This is a genomic window from Tunturiibacter gelidiferens (assembly GCF_013410115.1).
Taxonomy (GTDB): domain Bacteria; phylum Acidobacteriota; class Terriglobia; order Terriglobales; family Acidobacteriaceae; genus Edaphobacter; species Edaphobacter gelidiferens.
Map to the genome: position 1 here is coordinate 1,662,721 of NZ_JACCCV010000001.1, position 20,475 is coordinate 1,683,195.

Below are 20,475 nucleotides of genomic sequence, written 5' to 3' on the forward strand. Positions count from 1 at the left end.
GCTTCACCTGTTTGATCGGGACCGGTTTTGACGATTTCAAAGCTCCGCCGTTAGTAGATGACGAGGATCCCTGCCGTCACTTTATTTAGGTACTGGAACGACGGTGCCGTCCGGCCGTTCTCCCACGAGAGTGATCCTGAAAAGTGTTTCGCCTGGTCAAGGCTGATGTTGTAGGTGCCCTTAGCATGGGGTTGGAGACCTGAGACTGTTCGCGAATAGACAATACTATTGGTTTTGAAGGGAGCCGTTTCCGTGTTGAAAAGCTCAACCCATGAACCGTCAAAGGTTACGGAGTTGATTCCGTATGTGGCCGTTGCTTGTGAGCCAAAGTAGAACCTCGAGATCGAATAAGTTGGAATGTCTATGTTCGGCAGATTCGCCGTCGAATTCGAAATCGACTGCGCTTTTACGTGTCCGCCGCCGTCGTATTGAATGTACGGAGTAACCGACCAGCCGTTCGCAGGAAGATTGAGCGTACTGCGAATAGACGGATTTGCAGCTGAGACAGCCGCAGTTCGCGCGTTGGCAGTAGCGTACAGCTTTGACAGGTAGAACTCGGCGCGTCCCTCTCCAATAAGATTAGTTCCCCCATACTGAGTATCAATCTCCGCTCGTAGGCCTCCCATCGCATTCAAGATTGAGATATGGGATGGCTTACGCGAATCCAGATCTGCTAGGTTCTGTGGAGGTCGTGGACGTCCAAGGAGGAAAGGACGGATGAATTGGGAAGGTATCGTCACCGCGTTCGTCGTCGTTGCATTTTTTGACCCGACATCAAAGGTGATGGATGGATCGAAGTGAATCAAGTACGGCAAAACAACGGAGCTCTGCGCAACATGAAGTGGAGCGACAGCTCCGGTGGCACTGTACGTGGGACCGCTGTGGACGGCACCGATCGCAGAGATCTGAATGGAGATAAAATCCTTTGTCGCGTCCGTTGGCGCGCTGGCAGCACTTGGAAGGGGGCCTGACACCGGCACGGCTACCCCGTAGAGATCCATGAGCCCGTCAATCTTCAATTGAAGCGAATTTGAAAGTCCTGCGGGTAACGGCTCATCAATCCATAATTCGAGGCCTAAGCTTGGCCTCGCACCGAGTACGCGTGCAGGATAGATCGTCTTCGGACCCTGTCCGGGGTCATACGTGACGGTAACGGTGTTTGCAGGATAGGTCGCCTTGAGCGGCACGTTCGCATTTACATACATGGCATTGCGAATGTGCTTCTGATCCGAGGAAGCGAGGGTCGGCGAAGCTGAAATTGTTGCGTCGAGATAGTTTCCTTGCGGGTCTTTCGCCTCGATCAGATAGGTCTTATCTGACCGCAGAGGCTGCTTGAGTGGTAGGACTGCCCTGGTTTTGTCCAACACTATCTGAACCTGGCCTGAGGAATTGAGAAAGTCAGGCGAGACATCCTTGAAGCTTACGCGGGAGGAGTTTGCGTTCGTCACCTCGTAAATGGTGTAGTTGTCGATGTTTCCTCCGGGCGAACTCGAATCAGCAAACCATTCTGCTGAGGCCGGTGTGCCTGAAGGAGCGATCAATAACCAAACCTGCTGGTTATTGCCCTGCTGAGGGACGACTGAAACAGTGGTTAGGCTGGGGGATTGCGGCCCGGCACTAACCGGAGTTTGGGCAACACCACTTCCACTCGCGACAAACAAGCAAAGCCCAACCAGGCCGATTACGTCGAGTAATCGGACGAGAGAATGACTCATGGTCTTACCCTTTCTTCTCTGCGGGCTTTTTGTCTGACTTTTTCTTAGCAACAGACTTCTTTGTCGCCGCCGGCGTATTCGTCCCGCTGCTCACCGAAGCCACAGCTGCAAAAGCCAAATTGGCCTTCGCGAACGTAGGTGCAAAAGGCAAATCGGCCTTCGCGAACGTGGGAGCGCTTGCGCACGGTGTCAGTTCCATATAGACCGCACTGAAGGTTTGCAGTCCTCCACCTGTGATCAGCTCTCCTGAAGTAATGTTGTGAGCCGCAGTGCAGGACGAAAATAACGAGTCCTGATACATCTGCTTCATGAAGCTTGGGACTCCATAGGTGTCGTAATCGAGGTTAGGAACCTGTTCCTGCCAGATATCACGCAATTGAGAGTCGACGGTATATTGCGAGGGTGCCGCTCCGCACCAAAGATTAATTACCAGCTTCAAGTGATACTCAACGAGATCCATTGGACTTGCTCCTGGAATGAGAAGCAGTGTTGGGGAGGGGCACCCACAGCATAACATTCAAGTCCGAGGTTTCATTTCAATATTCGTGAGTTGTCAGTACCTGCGATAGGTAGCTTTCACTTGGAAGATAGCTTCCTAACAAGATTCGTGAACCTTAGGCGTTTTCAGAATGGATTTCTCGAACTCAATGTCGGCCAGCGTGACTTCCCATTGTTACCCGAACTCCTCGTCATCGAGCCATGCCCCGACTTCATCGATTGCCATATCAGACCATGTTGCCTCCGACCTTGCAATCGAACCTCGACATACGTTCCGAACCTGCTTTTGCTTTCGATCAGAAACTTGTGTGCATCGAGGATCGCACTGTGCTTTTCAGCAGGAGACAGTCCTGACAGCGGACGAAAATATCTCCCATATTCAGTGAATGGTGTTTGGTCTCGAACGTAGTCCAGGAATGCCATCGACATCACGTTCTTGAAGTCTCCCGCGCAGGCCATTACGGCGCGCTCAAGGATCTTGGGCTTGAGCATATAGGGTTGGCCATATGCGTCGGCGGTTTTGCTCTTCCTTTTCTTGCGAGTTCCCCCTGTCGAAGTCGAGGCAGGCTCCTGCACAGAAGCACAGACAAAAGGAACGTGATATTCGAAACTGAGCTGTCTGAAGAACTCACGCATGAGGTCTTCGCAATCATCGGAACTCTCGAAGTCTTCGAGCCCTCGGTTACTCCCGACAACAAGTACAAAGTTGTCGAGCAAAACACCGCCAGTCGCTGTAGGTTTTCGTCTCATTTCTGGTTCGGTATCCGACATATGTCAGCCCTCTGAAGTGTTAACACCTGGAGCGTCTGCGGGCTGCGTCGGAAATGCCTGCACCGGGCCCCTCGGTGGAATATGGACGATCCACGATCCGCCATCCAATAGGACAACCTGGTGCCATGACAGCAGTGTCTGGATGCGTGATATCCACTCACCAACGGTGTACTTTACATGGATGGTTGGGTCGCCCTCGCGGTAGGGATTCCGTGTATGCAAGACTTCCGAAGACGCCTGGTAAAGAATTGCGAACTCATCTTCAGTCAGGAAGCCGCTATCGATTGGTTCGAAGTGTATCTCTCCATTCCAAGTTGGAGCTCCTAACGGAATCGGATAGAAGCCAGGGTTGAGCTTACTCACGGCTTCGAGGATTCGCGATGCGTTCCAATGTTGGGAAAACGTCGCATGAGCCTCAGAGTATTTCTCCTTATTCGCAGCCAGAGATGGAAAGGCCATCTCCTCAAGTATTTTCCGGAACTGCAGGAAAATCAATTCCGCAGTAAAAGCATCCGAATCCAGATCCATACTTCCCTTGAAAACCTTCTCGATCAGGTCGACGCGCTGGCGAATCCTGGACATGCTGTTTGTGTAGAGAGTTGCGTCACTTCGATTCGACATCTTCATCAAGTCCCATCACCAATATTCGCAGCTCATGCGCGTTCGATGTCGCTAACCGTGACGCTCTTGAGAGATTTATTCGCCACTTCGAGTTGGAGATCGGCGGATATGACGGGGTAAACCACTTTGACCTGTGACGTCGGTCCCTTCGACCTAGACAACCAGACATCCTGACCGATTTCAAATTCGATTTCGATCTCAAGTTCCGCCCAGAGCGAAACTCCCACCATCATTGCCCCGGATACCATGTCGGATACGAAAAAGTTTTCGACATCTCTTTGAACCACCTGGACGAAGTTTGAGTAGCCTGTGAACTTTGCGCCTTCATGGTCTACAGATGGCATTACCAATCGGTTTTCTTTGCCGTTGATGTATCGTTCGATCGCGGAGTCTACGAGGGAGCTCTCCACTTGGGCCTCCACCCATTCCTTGTCAATCCAGGATGACCGGGCATGATGAACCTTCAGAAAGGCATCCAGCCCCTCATAAACCGCGACTGCATTCGAGACTGAGTTGAGTTCTTTTTCCAGCTCCGGCTTCAGATTTCCGTCTTTGTGAAAGGCCTTTTTGTCTCCGGTTACGAATGCTAGTTCGTCCTTTCGAGCGAGTCTCAAAACCGCGAGCCAAATAAGCACGTCTCGTGCTTCTTCTCCGGCTGGCGAGGCAGGTGGAATACGGTTCGCGAGTCGCCGAACAAGTTCCTTCAAGTCTGCCGGCTGATTCTCGACCGTGGATACCTTGTCAGTCAGAGTCTTTAGATCAGCTTCGAGTGCGTCAGCGGCAGTTTCGGGATCGATGCGGTTCAGGTGTTTCACTACGGGCCGATAACCAGGAACGGATGCCGCCAACTCTTTGTCGGCTTCCAGACCTTTTCGGACTGACTTGCTGACAGCCGATCTGCGCTGTGCACGGAGTTCCTCCAGCACAACCTCAGGCAGCAAGAGGCGCGATTTCGTCTTCCGGAGATAGTCACGGAGAGAGCCAAACGCCGGGTTTGTGAGCCCAAGCGAGACTATAGCGTTGGTGTCTAGAACGACATTCATGAATGTAAGAGTAGCGGGTTAGCCAACTGCATAATGATCTAAAATTTACACATTTTCTTACACAGAGCTTCGTTGCTTCTCGGTAACTATCAGAATATAAATGGCTTGCTGTTTTACCCGAAGGACTCAAAATCCGCCGACCGCAAGGTCATGGGGGTTCGATTCCCCCTCCCGGCACCATAAATACAACAACTTACATAATCGTCGGTTCCAAGCCTGGATCCGACTTTGTCCATTCTTTGTCCAAACGTTAGAAACAAACCGAACGACCGGCAGAGCCGCACATCGTTCGCCCCTTCTCCCTCTCAAGAAAATCCATCATCTTCGCCCTCGCTCCCATTGGGAGAAAGAGAGCCGACTGAGAACCCTGCAAACTCAGCAGCTCAGCGTCTCCTGAGGGGACGAGTCGACGACTGCCTAGACATCGGCGGAGCGGGGCCTTCCTCCGGCTCACGCGGAGTGGTCCTGCGCACTCCCTCGCCCCAAGGGCAGGATCCCTACGCCAGACATTTGACCGAAATCCGGAACAGCCCCATGATCCCCACTCGACCGGCTTGCTGGTCGAGGCTGACATGTGGGTGCGGAACTGCCCGCATGCGAGAGGACCCCGCTATGACCGTTATTCCCATGGTGACCAGACGGCTCTTGCGCACCAAGCAGGCCGCTGGCCAACTTCATATGCACAGCGCCGAGATCGGAAACAGCATCGATCTGAGCGGCGCGACGCTGACCGAGGCGGTGAGCGCCATTTTCTCCAGGAAGCCACGATCCGTGGGACGGTTTCCATCTGCGACAGGTTCTCGAGCTTCGGACGAGTGGAAGTGCAGAGCGCGCAGTTCGAAGGCAATCTCGTTTGCGATAGTTGCAAGTTGGCCGCGCTGTATTGCGCAAACCTGAACCTCAAGGGTGACCTTCAGTGGACTGGTATTCAGGATGCGAAGTTGACCTCGCTTTGGTTGAACGGCGCGACGATCAAGAACCTGCGCGATGAGCGTGAAAGCTGGCCGAGTGCGGGTGGATTGCATCTGGACGGCCTCCAGTACGAAGAGTTAACCCTGCATTCTGTCCGAACCGATGCGGATCGGGGGAATAACAGTCTAGGTCGGGAACATCCCTTGAAGATTGAGGACCGGGTCGAGTGGCTCCAGCTTCAGCCGTCTTCTGATCAAGTCGAGCCGCAACCATGGATGCAGCTTGCCGCTCTGTTGAGAGCGAAGGGAGATGAGGATGGCGCAAAACGCATCCTCTTCGAACTTCGACGTGCCCAAGCAAAATCCGCCAACCAGACTGTGCGCGTTTGGAAGATCGGCTTTGCCCGGCTACAACAACAGCCGTTGTGGGTATTGCTTCCCATTGCTCTGACCACGCTGCTAGCAAGCTGCCTTTTCTGGTGTGCGAGCGCCCGAGGCGCGATGGCTCCCACGAACAAAGAAGCCTACTTGGCGTGGTCGACCGGCGCTCCGCTAAACACCGTCTATCCGCGATTCAACCCCTTTTTCTACTCTCTCGAAAACGATCTGCCTCTCGTGAAGTTTGGCCTCGACGACAAGTGGGCACCTGACCAGACATACAAACCCAAAGATTGAGTCGTGTCCTATACCACCCTTCGGTGGGCGAGGGTGTTTCTCATCCTCTTCGGCTGGTTGCAGGCTACCGTACTTGCCGCTGCTATCGGCAGTCGGTTCAAGAACTGACCTGCTCACATGAAAGCGCGTGGCGCGGCACAGCGCTTGAGTTGGAGCCGTTGCCCCAAGAATCCTCCTGCGCAGAAGTAGGAGGGCTGAGTCCAAATGGTTAGATTACTGCCTGTGTAAGGCGATCAGCTTCAATGGAAGTCATGCGACTGCATGTCCACATTGCTAAGAGACAGTACATGCACGGCTGACGCCCTGACGTTGATAACACCGTCTTGATTTTGGAGCGTTCCATCGACACGTAGAAACTTTCCCCGCGTCACTGTGATGCGGTTCCGTTCGTAGAGCTGCGGGTTGATGATTGCGTTCGAAATGCCCGTTTCATCTTCGAGGCTAAGGAAGATAAAGCCTTCGGCTGTGCCCGGACGTTGCCGAGCAATCACCGCTCCTGCGATGCGGGCATATGTTCCATCCTGCATCCCGCGCAGACTTGCGGCCGGCAACACACCAGCGGCATTCATCTCTGCCCGGTGATACGCCATCGGGTGAGGGCCTAGGCTCACTCCCGTACTGTCAAAATCAGCAACCAACCGCTCTTCCGTTGTCATTGGCCTTAGCGGAGCGGCAACTTGCAGTTCATATTCGTCCCGAACATGCTCGAAGAGAGGTCCTGCCGATTGTCCAGCACGCTCCGCAATCCATAAAGCGGTGCGCCGATGATGCTTCTCTCCCGTCCAGTTGAAGGCTCCGGCTTTTGCCAAAAGCGTTAGCTCAGGCTTCTTGATCGACCAAACACGGCGTCGCAAATCGTACTCAGAGGCGTATGGTCCGTCTAACAATCGGCTCTCAGTGATGGCGTCCGCGACTCTCTGTCGTAGCCCCTTCACATACTTCATCCCCATGCGAACTGCGTAGCGACCGGCATATCTGACGCGATCATCCTCGCTCAGTTGTTCGAGTGTGCAGAACCAATCAGACCGTTGTACGTCGATAGGTACGATCTTGATGCCATGCCGCTTTGCATCGTTCGCTATCGTAGCTGGCGAGTAGAAACCCATTGGCTGATTGTTGAAGAGGGCACAGGTATACGCCGCTGGGTAGTAAAGGCGCGTGTAGGCGCTGGAGTATGCGATGGAGGCGAAGCTGTGCGCGTGGGATTCGGGAAACATAAACTCCTTCACGGTCGCGAGTACGCGCATCACCTCCTCCTGCGCAGCAGCATCAAATCCGTTTGCCGTCATGCCCTCATGCAGCCGTGTCTTCAGCCCGGCAATGATGGACTCCGAGCGTTTACCACCCATCGCCTTGCGCAGCTCCTCGGCTTCACCGCCTGTGAGATTCGCTGCGACCATACCAATCTTCATCACCTGTTCCTGAAACAGAGGCACGCCAAGCGTCCGTTCCAGAAACGGCTTGAACGATGGATGGAGATAGCTAACTGGCTCTCTGCCGAGCCTGCGCGCGATGTAGGGATTGACGAACTTTCCTGTCACCGGGCCAGGGCGGATGATGGCAACCTGCATGGATAGATCAGCAAAGCACTTTGGCTTGGTGCGGGGCAGCGCAGACATCTGAGCCCGGCTCTCAATCTGAAACAAGCCAACGGTATCGGCCTGCTGAATACTGTCGTATACAGCGTCATCCTGCGGAAGCTGCGCGTAGTCGAGTTGTTCGCCGTAATACTGCGGGACGAGGTAAGCCGCATCCTTGAGTACGGCGAGCATCCCAAGCCCGAGAAGATCGACCTTGATGATGCCCATGTCCGAGCAGTCGTCCTTATCCCACTGCACCACCGTCCGGCCAGGCATCGTAGCGCGTTCGATCGGCACGACCGAATCGAGATGCCCCTGGCAGATGACCATTCCCCCGGAATGCTGACCGAGGTTGCGGGGCAGACGCAGTACATCGCCGCACTTCTGGAGGTAGTGAGCGATTCGCCGGTGCTTCATATCGAGACCAGCTGCTTTGAAGCTATTTGCGAGCGTATCGCTTGGAGCCTTCCACTCCCATGCGCTCATAAGGCCGGCGAGCTTCGCCGCCGTCTCCTGATCGAAGCCAAAAGCTTTGCCGACTTCCCGCGAAGCGGACCGACTGCGGAAGGTGATGACGTTCGCGGTCATCGCGGCTCCCAACTCGCCGTAACGCTGGTACACATACTGAATCGCACGCTCACGGTCGGTATCGCTGGGTAGGTCGAGGTCAATATCCGGCCACTCGCCACGCTCTTCCGAAAGGAACCGCTCAAAGAGTAGGTCCAGTCCGACCGAATCGACGATGGTGATTTCGAGCGCGTAGCAGACAACACTATTCGCCGCCGAACCACGACCTTGAATGAGAATCCCGTTGTCCTTGCAGAAGCAGACCACGTCCCACACGATGAGAAAGTACCCAGCCAACCCCAGCTTTTCGACAAGCCGCAACTCGCGTTCCGCTTGCAGCTTGGCTTTCTCGTAAAGTGCCGGATCGTTCTTGGGAAGATAACGGCGGCGCACCCCTTCATCCACGCGCTTGCGGAGAAACGAATCCATCGTCTCTCCGTCAGGCACGGGATACGCTGGGAACTCGTATCCGAGTCCCGTCATCTGAAATTGCAGGCGGTCCGACAGTTCGCGGGTATTGGCAACAGCCTCGGGATAGTCGTAGAAAAGCCGGTGCATCTCGCCTGCTGTGTGTAAGTGCCGCTCTGCGTTGCGGCTCAGAAGACGCCCAGCCGTATCGAGAGTCTTGCGATGGCGGATGCAAGTGAAGATGTCGAGCACTTCGCGTTCATACGGAGTGCCATAACTGACGCCGCCCGTCGCCAGCAGCGGCAGGTTTAGCGAACGCGCAATACGGATCGCCGCACGGTTACGGTGCTCTTCTTCGCGGTCGAAATGGCGCTGCAACTCGACATAGACATTACCAGAACCGAAAAGATGTTCCAATTTCTCTACGGCCTTGTATGCGGCGTCGTAACCGCCGCGAGTCAATGCCGCAGCCAGCGGGCCTTCGATACCACCCGTCAGGCAGACCAGACCCTTGCTGTACTCTTCCACGTCCGCAACCGCCGCCGCGCCTTCGGCCTTAGTTGTCTCGCGTAGTTTGAACTGCGTAAGCAGTCGCGAAAGATTCTGGTACCCAAGGCGTGACTCAGCCAACAGCGGCAAGCGTACAGGCTCAGCAGGAAGCTGATGGGGCAGATACGCAGCAGGTTGAAGGCGTTGGCCCAGATCGCTCACCGCAATCTCAGCACCGATATGCGCGCGCACCCCGCGACGTTGCCCTTCCATGTGAAAGCGCGCTGCGCCATAGAGACCGTTGCGGTCAAGGAGCGCCATCGCCGGCATCTCCAGATGCGCGGCCTGCTGCATCAGGAACTCCGGCATAGTGGCACCTTCGAGGAAACTGAAAGCCGACCGCGCATGCAGTTCCACGTAGTCAGTCATAGGTTCCCTGCACATACCAACAGCGGGAGCGTGGATCGAAGGCAATGCGACAGAGCCGTTCCACCGTCCCATTCTCCAACCGGACATCCCACTCTTCGCGGCACCAGTTGGCCTCGGACCACCACTGCCCGCTCACGCGGACCGGCCCAGCCGCATCGCGGACGGCATAGGCCGCTCCGTCCCATAAGACCCGCACAGGTGCATGGTTCGCAAGTGAAACGCCGACCATGTGCAGTGGACGCGAGACGCGCAGAGCTAAAGGCGTCGGGAGCGACTGCCTCTCTCTCTGACATGGCGGCGGCGGCTCGAATGAGACCATGCGAAAAGCGTTCGGTCGATGATCGTCGGTCAACTCCGGTGAGCCGACACGTTGCTCTCCCAAGAGCTTCCGCATTCGAGCCAACATCACTTCGAGCTGTCCCGACTCTGGCGCTTGCGGGAGGAAGAGACCATGCTGCGCTCGATACGGCGCGGCTGACTGCGCGTGAAGTTCTAAACCTACAATCCCCGTACTCGGAGGATGCGTCTCCAGATCGAGTTGAATGAGCTTGAGCAGTGTCGCCGTATCCTGCAACGGCAGCGCAGGACGAACGGTGCGCTCATGCTGAGCGCCGCCGTCGAGCCGGAGCACAACCCGGAGCGCGGCGATGGCCCGTGCTTTCCCGCGAACCCGCTCCAGCAACATCGTTGTCATGCGGGAGAGCAGAAACAGCAGACGCTCCAGCTCCTCTACTGGAAAGTCCAGCTCCATGCGCTCCACTAGACCGGCCTCAAAGCTCGGTTCTATCGGGAACATCAGGTGAGGCCACGCGCCACGCGCGAGCGAATGCAGCTTCTTTCCGACCTGTCCGAGACGTGCAATGACATCGGTCTCAGCCAAGGCGGCCAGTTCCGCACAGGTGCGAATACCCCAGGCTGCAAAGGTCGCCTCATACTCCGGCGCAAGATGCAACGCCGTGACCGGAAGCTGACCGATCGCGTGCGCCTCGCAACCGAACGGCACAACAGAGACGCCAGTCCTGCCACACGCAAGCGATACCGCAGCGTGGAAATTTTCGGCGACGGCGATGTTGGCGAGGAAGCCCGCCGCCATCACACTCCGTCGTAATTTGTTCGCGAGTTGTCCGGCGTCGCCGTACAGAAGATCCATGCCGCGAATGTCCAGAGCATATGTGCCGGGCCGTTCTTCCACCGACTCGATACGGGGTGAGAACATGCACGCGACATCGTGAAGTGTGGCATGGGCTGTACGCTCATGCTCGACAACACGACAGAGCGCGACGACGTTCGAGAATGTTTCGACCTGTAGCCGAGTCATGCCAATTTCGACGCCCTGAGAATGAGCTGCATGGTTCGCCGCAAAAACCATCTCGGTTGGCGGCTCTCCATCCAGCACTACAAACGGTCTCTTCCGCAACTCCGGGCGCTGATGCGCCGCGGCCTGTGCGAAGAAGTTCGATGGATGGAGAACGGCGTACATTACCGCACCCTCGACCAAAGCGTCTCCGCCGACCAGCTCACGCGTTGCGCCGGCTTGCGTTGCAGGAACGGAGAGCCTTCGTTGCGATTGCGTTCCCGCGCGAACTGGTACTGCTGTCGCTCGAACAACGGAGTCTCACCCTGGCTACTGAATGGCACAATCGAGGCCGGGTCACAGCGCAGAGACAGCGTCGCGCAACTGCTGGCGCAGGGCGATTGCGTGAGGAAGACCAACGCGGTGCGTGCATGTTCAGCCGCCAATCGAAAGCGATACCACGTCCCCAGCGGGATGCGTTGCGTGTGTTGCGGCAATACATCGCTCATATCGAGCACGACCGCTGCAAAGCCTCCGGTCTGCAAGATGAGGTCGGTCGCCTTCAGAGCTTGTTCCAGTCGTGACCACGGCTTATCCGCCAGCTTCGTCCGGCGTTCCGCAGACATGCGAAGCCATAGAAGCCGCCGCAGCTCCACACCGGAAGCCGCGGCTGTCTCCGGCGACAGGGCATCGCTCACATCGACCCAGGCGCACGCATTGCCAAGCTGTGTGATCGAGGCGAGAGTACAAAGAGCAAACGAGGTCTTGCCCGTGGAGGACGGGCCGCTGACTTCAGTGATGGTTCCGCGAGGGATACCACCGCCAAGCATGGCGTCCACCTCCGCCATGCCACTCGCAAAAACCTCCGGCGCCTGTTTGATCTTGAGCGTAAGCGCGGCAGGCACACGCTGCGCTAACTTAGTTTCGATCTGGACCCGGATTGCGGAGGCGGAAGGCATAAGCGTATTCGTCTTATCTTCGCCTGTCCAGCAGCTGGTCCGCTAACCATCTTTGCTCCACAAAGAGTGCATTTGCTTGTAAGTCATTGGAGAATAAGGGAAGAATAATTACGGCGACACTGGTTGTGCAGGCGTTTTGCGATGTGTGGACGCTTCAAACGCAAGTCGGACAAGCCAAAAGTGGCACGCGTCTAGGGGCAAGGGTGCTGCGAAACGCAGGATTATGCTGGCAGCTCAAAATTGGCCAGTTTCTCTACTTGACGGAGAAAGACTGATGGACGGATATCCAGAGCCGTACAGATATCGAAGATAGAGCGCAGGGAGGGGTTGGTCTTGCCGCGTTCGATCAGGCTGATGAAAGCTCTTTCATATCCAGCCTTCGCCGCGAGCGCATCTTGACTCATCTTCAGTCGCGTCCGTCGCGTGCGCAACAGCTCACCAAAGGCGACAGAAGGATCAGTCCTCGAATTGGTTGTCCTTGAAGCCGCCACACCCCACTGTGGCACCGCAAGTATATTACGCGCTGCGTATAATACTCTCGGAGACCGATGAGGGATAACGCTCGGTTTTCACCACATGCCAAAATCCGGGCAGTAGGTTGGCAAGGGACAGTCCGAAACTAGCCGATTGCATTGAGAATCACGGCTATTGATTTCGATAGTCCAGTGACTGCGGCCTACATCCCGTTGAGAGGATGTCCCATGATCGAATGCAACGAACTCGTTGGGAAAGTCATTCGCGCCTGCAATCTCTTTGAAGATGGTAGTGGTGGACCTGAATTGCAGATCGATTTCACCGATGGCACCAGTTTCGTTGCTGGTCTAAAGGTTGAGATTTCTCTCGAAGCGAAGTATCTGCGAAGCGACGGCGGAGGGTCGAGAATCCTCAAGGAATATACGCCGCCCGTACTCCCCCGTTAGCTGTTCCAAAAGGCTTGATGGCTAAGGGATGAAGTTTCCTCCCTGGCTTTGGACGCTCTGCGTCCTGCGCCACCCACCTCAGCGGGGAGGTCCACGCTCCCCGCAACGCCCCTCCGCGAAAAACAAAGACGACCGCAAAAGCCGCTAAGGGGAGCTCCGCCCCTCGCGCCCGCAAGCCACTCCCCAATCTTCCGCGCTTCGCTTGTGCAGACCTCCGCTGCGCTCCACCCTTCCACTGCGTTTCAGGGTGGGGATACCCCTCGGCTTGCAGTTGCTACCCCCCGCCTTCGCCAGGAGGCGTTCGGCATGTAGGTACATGCCACGCATGGCATGAAAAGCAACGGCCAAGGCCAAGGAGGAAGCACCCATGAACAGCGCAGCCACCACCAACACCGTCACCACCATCGACAGCAAGAAGCCCAACACGAAACAAGAACTCATTGCCGCCAATATCAAACTCCTCATCGAGCAGTTGGAGGCGGGACACTCTGACACCCTTACCAACTACCTCACGGCCATGAGCCGTTTTCACAACTACAGCTTTGGGAATGTGCTGGAGATTGCGCGGCAGATGCCAACGGCAACCCGCGTTGCCGGGTTCTGGACGTGGAAGAACCTTGGCCGCTCCGTCAATGCGGGAGCCAAGGGAATCCGCATCCTTGCCCCGATTGTGGGAGTGAAGCGCAAGAAGGACAGCGAAGCCGAGAAGGACATCACTAAACAGAACACCCGCGTCCTTCTGGGCTTCCGAAATGCTTATGTCTTCGATATTTCACAGACGAACGGAGTAGACCTTCCCGAGATGCGCGAGATTTCCGGCGACCCCGGCGAGAGCATCGACCGTCTAGCCGCCTTCCTCAAAGGGCAGGGCATCCAGCTTGTTTACAACCCCAGGATTGCCCCCGCGCTTGGCATGAGCTACGGAGGACGCATCGCCATCCTGCCCGGACAGTCCAAGGCTGAGGAGTTTTCAACGCTCGTCCATGAGACGGCGAATGAACTCCTGCACAAAGCCGAACGCCGCACGGCAACCACCAAGACGGTACGCGAGACAGAGGCCGAGGCCGTGGCCTTCGTGGTCGGCAAGGCCGTTGGTCTGCGTCTACGAGAGCAAAGATGCTGCGGCTGACGGAGACGCGCGGAGTCCGAGTGTGACCGGCCTCTTTCCAGGCTGCGCTAAAAGCGCGGATCTGATTGGCTTGCTGAACGTGAAACGGCTCACCGGTCTCGTCGAATTTGAGTGTTGACGATTGAAGGTTCATTCCGAGCTTCGCGGCCCAGACAGCCGTCGCATTTGTCCCCGCACCCCACCAGATGCGGTCCCGCAGGCCTTCAGAGTACGGTTCAAGCCGCAGCAGACCCGGCGGGTTCGAAAACATCGGGCGAGGGTTAGGTTGAGCGAAGCCTTTGCCGCTGAGCAGTTCGAGAAAAGTCTCAGCATGACGCCGAGCCAAGTCTGCGTCGGTCTCGCCTTCGGCCGGGTGGTGGCCAAAATGACGCCATCCCTCGATCACCTGCTCAGGTGAGCCGCGGCTGATTCCCAGCTGCAGGCGTCCACCCGCAATGAGATCTGCGGAGCCTGCGTCCTCCGCCATGTAATGAGGGTTCTCATACCGCATATCGATCACGCCGGTGCCAATCTCAATCTTTTTCGTTCTAGCACCGACCGCCGCAAGTAATGGAAACGGTGACGCAAGTTGCCGAGCGAAGTGGTGAACGCGAAAATATGCTCCGTCCACCCCTAAACGCTCGGCCTCCACAGCCAGATCAATCGACTGCAACAGCACGTCGGCCGCAGACTGCGCCTGTGACTGTGACTGTGACTGTGGTGAAGGTGTCCAGTGGCCAAATGAAAGGAAGCCGATCTTTTTCATACGAGATAAAGCCTTTCGCTGCTCTTAAGATAGTTTTGTTCTGATTTGATCGTTGACCTTGAGAACAGTCTTTAGGTCGCTGATCGTAGCTCCAGTAAAGAGCGGCGTCACAAAATCGCGTGTCGGCGTTTCCAGTCTTGCCAATAATTCCATACCAGACTTCGTAATGTGAGTGGACACCTGGCGTCGATCTTCTTCCGCCCGTTCTCGCGTCACCCATCCTGCCTTCTCCATGCGATCCAGCAAGCGCGTCATATCGGGAGTCGCCGTCACCATTCGTTCTGATATTTCATTTCGGCAAAGTCCGTCCGCCCCAGCTCCCCGGAGTATCCGCAAGACGTTGTACTGTGACGGTGTGATGTCGAAGGGGCGAAAGAATTGATCGACGGCATAGGACAGCTCAGAGGCCGTGCGAAGAATACTCAAGTACACTTCCTGCTCTAACGATACAAACGGTCGATTTTGCTTCAGAGTCGTCGCTAGAGAAGATTTCTGCGTGCGCGCCATGGTCTATTCCTTTATTTCCGCTCAAGCGGCCAATTAAGGCTGGCAATCCACCAGAACTTCATCCGGGGACGGGCCAGCCTCTTTCAGCTTACGGGTGAGAGTCGGATTAGTAGCCGATGGACAACTGACCGCGCTCGTGAGCAGGCTTTTCGATCTCGTCGGCCAAGGCAAGAGCATAATCTTCAAACGAAATCCGGCTATCGCCCTTCTCATTGGCAATCAGGTTCGTCGTTCCGAGACGGTACTTGCCGGTCCGCTCACCAGGCTCGAAGAATCCGGCTGGACTGAAGTAGGTCCAGTTGATATCCGATCCCTTGAGAATGCCCAGCGCTTTTTCGTGCGACGTGGCAATCGGAAGGAATGCTTCGGGCAGATAGCCGGAGGCGATCAGAGTCACGCCCGGTGCGACTTCGAGGAGCCCAGCGCCGCCCACCACGATCAGACGGGACACGCCCGTCTTCTTGACTGCTGCAATCTGGCGCTCTGTTACTCCGACGAGTGCATCGGTGTTGTCCTGCGGAGGAGCGTAGGCGCTTACGACGACGTCTGCGCCGGAAATGACCGATGCGATCGCATCGACGTTGCTCAGGTCATCCTTTACCGCCTTTACCGCCGAGGGCACCTTTGACGTGTTGCGGGCTACCGCCGTCACTTCGTGGCCGCGATTGGTGAGTTCCTGCAGAATCCGTTGACCCGAGTTTCCTGTTGCTCCATACAGTACGACTTTCATTTTGATTCTCCCTTTTCCTTTTGGCTTGCATCCCGTAGGCCGGAGGCAATGCGTGTGACAACACGTATATGAGTGTTGCAACATGCATCTGGATTCAGAAAGAAATATCTCGAACGTTTTTTTGAATCGCAATCTTTTCGTGTGTATCATATACATGTACACACCGGGAGGGCACATGGCTACGAGTACGCGATTCGTTTTAGCGATTCATGTGCTCACCTCACTTGCAATTACTGACGGCAAACCAATGAGATCAGAAGATCTGGCTTTTAGCGTTCAAACGAATGCGACATTTATCCGGTCTCTCCTGTCACGATTGCAGGAAGCAGGCCTGACGACCTCGCAACTTGGGACTGGGGGCGGTGCGCTGCTGGCGAAACCTTCCGCGAAAATTCGCCTTCTTGATGTTTATCGTGCAGTGGAGGATCGCGAGGTCTTTGCATATCATCGTCAAGGTCCGAACGAGTCCTGTGTCGTCGGGAAGAACATTCAGCAGGCGATTCGCCCTTCGCTCGATCAGGCGACGCAGGCACTCGAACGCAAGCTGGGTGGAGTGACGATCGCAGACATCGCTCAGGAAGTAGCCCGTCTCGGGAAGTTCACAATTCCATGGAGCGGATGCTAAATATTTTTCAAGTTTAATGTACTTCTGTACCACACACACAAACACTAACTAAAAGGAGAATTACCATGCCAACTCTGCTCGCTATTGAAGTAAGCCCACGTTTCGACTATTCGGTCTCGCGCAAACTTACAAGTAAGTTTATTGAGGACTGGAAGACTGTTCATCCGGATGGCAAAGTCATCGTGCGCGATTTGATGAAGACGGAGCTTCCCTGGGTCGATCTACCGTGGATTGGCGGCTCCTTTACTCCTGTTGAGCAACATTCGGAGGAGATGAAAAAGGCGATTCGGGTTTCGGATGACCTGATCGCGGAACTTAAGGCGGCAGATGACATCGTTATTGGCACGCCGATGTACAACTTTCTAATCCCCGCGATCTTGAAGGCTTACATCGACCACGTCGTCCGCGTCGGCATCACGTTCACAATGAACTATGAAGGATTGCTAACTGGCAAAAAGGCCACCGTCATCATCGCATCTGGCAGCGATTTTGGACCTGGAACGAAATACGAATCCGCGAATGTGGCTAGCAGTTACATGCGGCAAATTCTCGGCTTCATCGGCATCGTGGACGTGAAAATTGTGCTTGCTGGCGGCACACTGGCTGTTGATATGGGACAGAAGTCGTTGGACGACTTCATCGCTCCTATCGAATCAGGACTATCGGCCAGCGCGAGAGCCTAGTCAACGTCTAACTGTGGTTTCACGGGAATTGCAGCCCAGATCTGCGTTCCCTCTCAAATCGTCGCGGACGACATGGATTCCGCGCCCGCGACGATTTTTCTTCTCGCTGGAGATATGTGATCGAAGAGAGGTTTGAAGTGCCGCTGAGGATAGAGTATGAAATCGCGAACCTTGGGTTTGGATTGCTAGAGCCGATGCAGCACCTCGTGAATTGGATTGGGGGCCACTGGCCTTCGATCAAAAGGGCGCGAGAAAAATTCGACGCTGGTACGGCACATGAGGCTGCTGCGCGCAAAATCAAGCGAGTTGCGCTATGAAATCATCAGAAAACTCTCCTAAGCACGCTAGTGCAAAATTGGATTCGGCGGGACAGGTTCCCAAGGCAAAAGTCTGGATCGTGCTTCGACGTGCTTATCACTCGCTCGTAGGCTTCCTTGAAAGCGGAATCACTTCAAGAGGGGTTGCCCTCAGCGACTTTGTTGTTCTTGAAGTCCTTTTGCACAAGGGTGAATTGACTGCTGCGGAGATCGCGAAAAAGACTCATTTGGCCGCCGCTTCAGTCGAAATCACAATTGTCAGTCTTAGAGAGCAGAAACTGATCAGGCTTCGATCTCACGCGGGAAAACAGCAGAGCAAACCTTCTTTCAGACTAACCGAGCGGGGACGTGAGTTGATCGAGTGGTTGTATGAAGGACATGAAAAGGACATTGCGAGCCTGTTCGATGTTCTCTCCAACCAGCAACAATTCGATCTGTATCAGTCGTTACGGAGGGTGGGCCATCACGCTGCAGGGCGCCGGGCGGTGCCCACAACGAGTCAGAAGGGTGGTCTGACGCCATGGCAATTAAGCCGGGCGGTCGAGTACATCCGAAGACAAGCCGCCCGTCCAATAACGATCAGCGAGGTCGCTGCTTCCATCGATTTGTCGGACTCTCATTTCCGGAGAGCATTCAAGATTGCCACGGGCCTCCCTCCACACAGATGGTTGCCGAGCGTGCGCATCTGCGAAGCACAGAGACTCCTTAAAGAGGGCGTCACGTCACTGTCGGAGATTGCCATTGAGACCGGGTTTGTCGATCAAAGCCATTTTTCGAGGGCATTTCAAAAGATTGTCGGCGTTTCCCCACGAGTGTGGCAGCGGGATCACAATCTGCAATAGATTGTGATCTCGCAGGGCCCGACTGCCGCTCAACTGAACGCGAAAGTTGGACCGGACAGCGATACGATTGTCGCGATCACATTGGCGCCGGCGATTTCTACATCCTCGATTCAGGGTTGGGCACCGCGAGTAGCTTCAGTACATCCGTTAACACCCCGTCTCCCTATCTCACGGAACCATCCACCCTGCACATGACGCAGAGTCTTTTGCTGCACCCGAACAAATGGTTCGGGTTTTCATCTTTGGACACCTATCAACGTCGGCAGGATGAGAGTTCTGGGGGATGGAGTTGATCAGTGGTTATCGTTCGCAGCGAAGCCGACCTTCTTTCACTAAACATTCATATCTCTTGCGCTGGAAGACGATCAGTTCTCACCGAAGAAAGCGGCTTTGTACAAGACGCTTTCTCGAAGGCCGTTGATCCTTGGAGTGCGGAGCCGACGTTGAACACCCTCAGCTATGGGGAGAACATCAATGACTCCCTGGTCAATCCGCTGGAGGCCGGCAAAAGCGAAGAGGACCTCACGCGCCAGGTCTCAGGCATCCTGCATGCAGTCAGGATGGATGGCGGTAGTACCGTTCGCTGGTTCGTAACGGCAGCGTGGCCGCAATACCGTTGTAGCCGGGATCCGGAAGACCAGGCGACCGGAGAACTGGATCCTGCATGGTATCTCATCAGCAAGACGTTATTGGAGCAGGCTCAGCGAGAGGCATATCCGTTGTTGTCGTGATGGCCGATACCGCCAACGATACGTTCGCTGGCCTGCCCGCAGACGAGAAGAAGCGCGAGGCCACGATCTCCCAGTGGTATAGCTACGAGAAGACCCAGCAGGGCCGCGACCGCTATCCGGCATCGGGGACCCCGTGCGACCGGAGTTTCCAGAATGGCTACCTCGGTCGCCTCTACGCGAACGAGATCTTCGAGGACACGGCATTGGTGCCGCATTTCACCAATCGTTTTCTGAAGATGGCGCAATACCTCAAGTCGTTTCCCGCGCTCGGCGCGCTTGAGATGTTCAATGAGCCAAACTTCGTGGAAACTCACAAGCCGGGGTTTGCCCGAACCATCGCGCAGATCCGCAAATCTCTCTATGAACGTGATCCCTCCCTGCGCGCGATACCGTTGTATTCCGGGGTGGCAGCTTGGGACGAAGCGATTGCAAAGAATCTCGAAGCCGTTGGCGATCTGGCCTTGGAACCCTACATCAATGTCCACAGTTACGCCAAAGCTGAAGCCGACCCGCAGGTAGTCCAGCAAGGTATCGAGAAGACTGTTGCGTATCTCCGGCGGGTCGCTCCGAACAAGCAAGTTGTCATCGCTGAGGCCGGCGTGTCAGACGCCATTTACGATCTAAACAGACATGAGGAGTTTTTCAATGCGTTCCTCAATGGCAAAGTAGCAGCGCATGCCGGCATTTGGATGTGGGGAACCTTTGCAGACGATGCGATACCGCAGCCCAATTTCAAGTGGGAGTACAACTCCACAGCGTTATCGGGGGGAGCGTATCGCAATCTGCTGATCGCCACGCAGGTCGAAGATACTTACCGTCGCGGCAAGCCAGCCGAATTTACGGGCGCGGTGTTGCACAAGGCACACACCGAACCTGTAACCATCAACCAAATTGGGGAGCAGGACGCCAATCCTCTGTGGCGCTTGCGCTGGCAGATTACTGTAGGCCCTGAACACTTCGTCAGTATCTCTCGCGCGGGCATCCTGACACGAGTCGCTGCGGCCATGCGAGGCGTGCTGAGCGATCCAGGCTCGATCGTCGCAATCGATGCGGCCGCAAACAAAAGTGCATGGGCAGAGATAGTCGCGCACGGCAATGGTTGGGAGATGAACATCTACCAGTGCGCGACCGCAGGATCGAACGCCCCTACTGCACCCACTCCACCGTATGTGATCGAGTACGCCGGCAGGCTCGGACGCGCAGATTTCAAGACTTGCAGTCAGTCGTCCTTGGTAGATCGCGGCCTGCTGTGAACCTACTACGGCGCGGCCAAGGCGTTCCGAAAG

19 protein-coding genes and 1 pseudogene are annotated in these 20,475 nt (G+C 55.6%); 8 read left to right on the forward strand and 12 right to left on the reverse strand.

Annotation, left to right across the window (positions count from 1 at the left end; genetic code table 11):
• Positions 1 to 50 precede the first annotated feature (50 nt).
• From HDF12_RS06990 to HDF12_RS07010, 5 genes are all read right to left on the reverse strand, one after another.
• Positions 51 to 1,715: a hypothetical protein gene (locus tag HDF12_RS06990; RefSeq protein WP_179581830.1), complete on the reverse strand. Its 1,665-nt coding sequence runs from the start codon at positions 1,713 to 1,715 to the stop codon at positions 51 to 53.
• 4 nt (positions 1,716 to 1,719) lie between these two features.
• The gene (locus tag HDF12_RS06995) at positions 1,720 to 2,175 is read right to left on the reverse strand and encodes a hypothetical protein (protein ID WP_179581831.1); all 456 of its coding nucleotides are present in this window, start codon (positions 2,173 to 2,175) and stop codon (positions 1,720 to 1,722) included.
• Between the two features lie 164 nt (positions 2,176 to 2,339).
• A complete protein-coding gene (locus HDF12_RS07000) occupies positions 2,340 to 2,984 on the reverse strand; it encodes a hypothetical protein (RefSeq protein WP_179581832.1) in 645 nt (214 codons plus the stop codon).
• A gap of 3 nt (positions 2,985 to 2,987) precedes the next feature.
• The gene (locus HDF12_RS07005; RefSeq protein ID WP_179581833.1) at positions 2,988 to 3,605 is read right to left on the reverse strand and encodes a hypothetical protein; all 618 of its coding nucleotides are present in this window, start codon (positions 3,603 to 3,605) and stop codon (positions 2,988 to 2,990) included.
• Positions 3,606 to 3,637: 32 nt separating this feature from the next.
• Positions 3,638 to 4,648 (reverse strand): PIN domain-containing protein, encoded by a 1,011-nt coding sequence (locus HDF12_RS07010; protein ID WP_179581834.1) that lies wholly within the window; start codon positions 4,646 to 4,648, stop codon positions 3,638 to 3,640.
• Positions 4,649 to 5,589: 941 nt separating this feature from the next.
• Here HDF12_RS07010 and HDF12_RS07015 point away from each other — a divergent pair.
• Positions 5,590 to 6,234: a hypothetical protein gene (locus HDF12_RS07015; RefSeq protein WP_218892318.1), complete on the forward strand. Its 645-nt coding sequence runs from the start codon at positions 5,590 to 5,592 to the stop codon at positions 6,232 to 6,234.
• A 239-nt stretch (positions 6,235 to 6,473) separates the two neighbouring features.
• Here the strand turns inward: HDF12_RS07015 and HDF12_RS07020 are convergent, their stop codons facing one another.
• The 4 genes from HDF12_RS07020 to HDF12_RS07035 form a co-directional block, all read right to left on the reverse strand.
• On the reverse strand, positions 6,474 to 9,707 hold the full coding sequence (locus tag HDF12_RS07020) for a DNA polymerase III subunit alpha (protein ID WP_179581836.1): 3,234 nt from the start codon (positions 9,705 to 9,707) through the stop codon (positions 6,474 to 6,476).
• Positions 9,700 to 11,187: a DNA polymerase Y family protein gene (locus tag HDF12_RS07025; RefSeq protein ID WP_179581837.1), complete on the reverse strand. Its 1,488-nt coding sequence runs from the start codon at positions 11,185 to 11,187 to the stop codon at positions 9,700 to 9,702. The genes HDF12_RS07020 and HDF12_RS07025 overlap by 8 nt, the downstream gene beginning before the upstream one ends.
• Complete coding sequence (locus tag HDF12_RS07030) at positions 11,187 to 11,960, reverse strand: P-loop NTPase family protein (protein WP_179581838.1); 774 nt, start codon at positions 11,958 to 11,960, stop codon at positions 11,187 to 11,189. The genes HDF12_RS07025 and HDF12_RS07030 overlap by 1 nt, the downstream gene beginning before the upstream one ends.
• Before the next feature lie 221 nt (positions 11,961 to 12,181).
• Complete coding sequence (locus HDF12_RS07035) at positions 12,182 to 12,466, reverse strand: helix-turn-helix domain-containing protein (RefSeq protein WP_373563857.1); 285 nt, start codon at positions 12,464 to 12,466, stop codon at positions 12,182 to 12,184.
• Between the two features lie 195 nt (positions 12,467 to 12,661).
• Between HDF12_RS07035 and HDF12_RS07040 the strand changes: the two genes are divergently transcribed.
• A complete protein-coding gene (locus HDF12_RS07040; RefSeq protein ID WP_179581840.1) occupies positions 12,662 to 12,880 on the forward strand; it encodes a hypothetical protein in 219 nt (72 codons plus the stop codon).
• A 367-nt stretch (positions 12,881 to 13,247) separates the two neighbouring features.
• Positions 13,248 to 14,009 (forward strand): ArdC family protein, encoded by a 762-nt coding sequence (locus tag HDF12_RS07045; RefSeq protein WP_257025395.1) that lies wholly within the window; start codon positions 13,248 to 13,250, stop codon positions 14,007 to 14,009.
• Positions 14,010 to 14,034: 25 nt separating this feature from the next.
• Here the strand turns inward: HDF12_RS07045 and HDF12_RS07050 are convergent.
• The 3 genes and pseudogenes from HDF12_RS07050 to HDF12_RS07060 form a co-directional block, all read right to left on the reverse strand.
• A pseudogene (locus HDF12_RS07050) lies at positions 14,035 to 14,754 on the reverse strand (LLM class flavin-dependent oxidoreductase); the annotation flags it as partial.
• 24 nt (positions 14,755 to 14,778) lie between these two features.
• Positions 14,779 to 15,261, reverse strand: a complete 483-nt coding sequence (locus tag HDF12_RS07055) for a MarR family winged helix-turn-helix transcriptional regulator (protein WP_179581841.1) — start codon at positions 15,259 to 15,261, stop codon at positions 14,779 to 14,781.
• A 106-nt stretch (positions 15,262 to 15,367) separates the two neighbouring features.
• Positions 15,368 to 15,991: an NAD(P)-dependent oxidoreductase gene (locus tag HDF12_RS07060; RefSeq protein ID WP_179581842.1), complete on the reverse strand. Its 624-nt coding sequence runs from the start codon at positions 15,989 to 15,991 to the stop codon at positions 15,368 to 15,370.
• A gap of 175 nt (positions 15,992 to 16,166) precedes the next feature.
• Here HDF12_RS07060 and HDF12_RS07065 point away from each other — a divergent pair, with 175 nt between their 5' ends.
• The 5 genes from HDF12_RS07065 (at position 16,167) to HDF12_RS07085 (ending at position 20,442) form a co-directional block, all read left to right on the forward strand.
• The gene (locus tag HDF12_RS07065) at positions 16,167 to 16,616 is read left to right on the forward strand and encodes an Rrf2 family transcriptional regulator (RefSeq protein WP_179581843.1); all 450 of its coding nucleotides are present in this window, start codon (positions 16,167 to 16,169) and stop codon (positions 16,614 to 16,616) included.
• Positions 16,617 to 16,681: 65 nt separating this feature from the next.
• Positions 16,682 to 17,299: an FMN-dependent NADH-azoreductase gene (locus tag HDF12_RS07070; protein WP_179581844.1), complete on the forward strand. Its 618-nt coding sequence runs from the start codon at positions 16,682 to 16,684 to the stop codon at positions 17,297 to 17,299.
• Between the two features lie 313 nt (positions 17,300 to 17,612).
• Positions 17,613 to 18,458 (forward strand): helix-turn-helix domain-containing protein, encoded by an 846-nt coding sequence (locus HDF12_RS07075; RefSeq protein ID WP_179581845.1) that lies wholly within the window; start codon positions 17,613 to 17,615, stop codon positions 18,456 to 18,458.
• 443 nt (positions 18,459 to 18,901) lie between these two features.
• Positions 18,902 to 19,189, forward strand: a complete 288-nt coding sequence (locus HDF12_RS07080) for a hypothetical protein (protein ID WP_179581846.1) — start codon at positions 18,902 to 18,904, stop codon at positions 19,187 to 19,189.
• Positions 19,189 to 20,442 (forward strand): hypothetical protein, encoded by a 1,254-nt coding sequence (locus HDF12_RS07085; protein ID WP_179581847.1) that lies wholly within the window; start codon positions 19,189 to 19,191, stop codon positions 20,440 to 20,442. The genes HDF12_RS07080 and HDF12_RS07085 overlap by 1 nt, the downstream gene beginning before the upstream one ends.
• Positions 20,443 to 20,475 lie beyond the last annotated feature (33 nt).

Coding starts and splice junctions, on each gene's coding strand:
- HDF12_RS07055 (WP_179581841.1), bottom strand. CDS start 15,261: ATGGCGCGCACGCAGAAATCTTCTCTAGCGACGACTCTGAAGCAAAAT.
- HDF12_RS07010 (WP_179581834.1), bottom strand. CDS start 4,648: ATGAATGTCGTTCTAGACACCAACGCTATAGTCTCGCTTGGGCTCACA.
- HDF12_RS06995 (WP_179581831.1), bottom strand. CDS start 2,175: ATGGATCTCGTTGAGTATCACTTGAAGCTGGTAATTAATCTTTGGTGC.
- HDF12_RS07030 (WP_179581838.1), bottom strand. CDS start 11,960: ATGCCTTCCGCCTCCGCAATCCGGGTCCAGATCGAAACTAAGTTAGCG.
- HDF12_RS07070 (WP_179581844.1), top strand. CDS start 16,682: ATGCCAACTCTGCTCGCTATTGAAGTAAGCCCACGTTTCGACTATTCG.
- HDF12_RS07045 (WP_257025395.1), top strand. CDS start 13,248: ATGAACAGCGCAGCCACCACCAACACCGTCACCACCATCGACAGCAAG.
- HDF12_RS07085 (WP_179581847.1), top strand. CDS start 19,189: ATGGCCGATACCGCCAACGATACGTTCGCTGGCCTGCCCGCAGACGAG.
- HDF12_RS07065 (WP_179581843.1), top strand. CDS start 16,167: ATGGCTACGAGTACGCGATTCGTTTTAGCGATTCATGTGCTCACCTCA.
- HDF12_RS06990 (WP_179581830.1), bottom strand. CDS start 1,715: ATGAGTCATTCTCTCGTCCGATTACTCGACGTAATCGGCCTGGTTGGG.
- HDF12_RS07040 (WP_179581840.1), top strand. CDS start 12,662: ATGATCGAATGCAACGAACTCGTTGGGAAAGTCATTCGCGCCTGCAAT.
- HDF12_RS07020 (WP_179581836.1), bottom strand. CDS start 9,707: ATGACTGACTACGTGGAACTGCATGCGCGGTCGGCTTTCAGTTTCCTC.
- HDF12_RS07025 (WP_179581837.1), bottom strand. CDS start 11,187: ATGTACGCCGTTCTCCATCCATCGAACTTCTTCGCACAGGCCGCGGCG.
- HDF12_RS07005 (WP_179581833.1), bottom strand. CDS start 3,605: ATGTCGAATCGAAGTGACGCAACTCTCTACACAAACAGCATGTCCAGG.
- HDF12_RS07060 (WP_179581842.1), bottom strand. CDS start 15,991: ATGAAAGTCGTACTGTATGGAGCAACAGGAAACTCGGGTCAACGGATT.
- HDF12_RS07000 (WP_179581832.1), bottom strand. CDS start 2,984: ATGTCGGATACCGAACCAGAAATGAGACGAAAACCTACAGCGACTGGC.
- HDF12_RS07075 (WP_179581845.1), top strand. CDS start 17,613: ATGAAATCATCAGAAAACTCTCCTAAGCACGCTAGTGCAAAATTGGAT.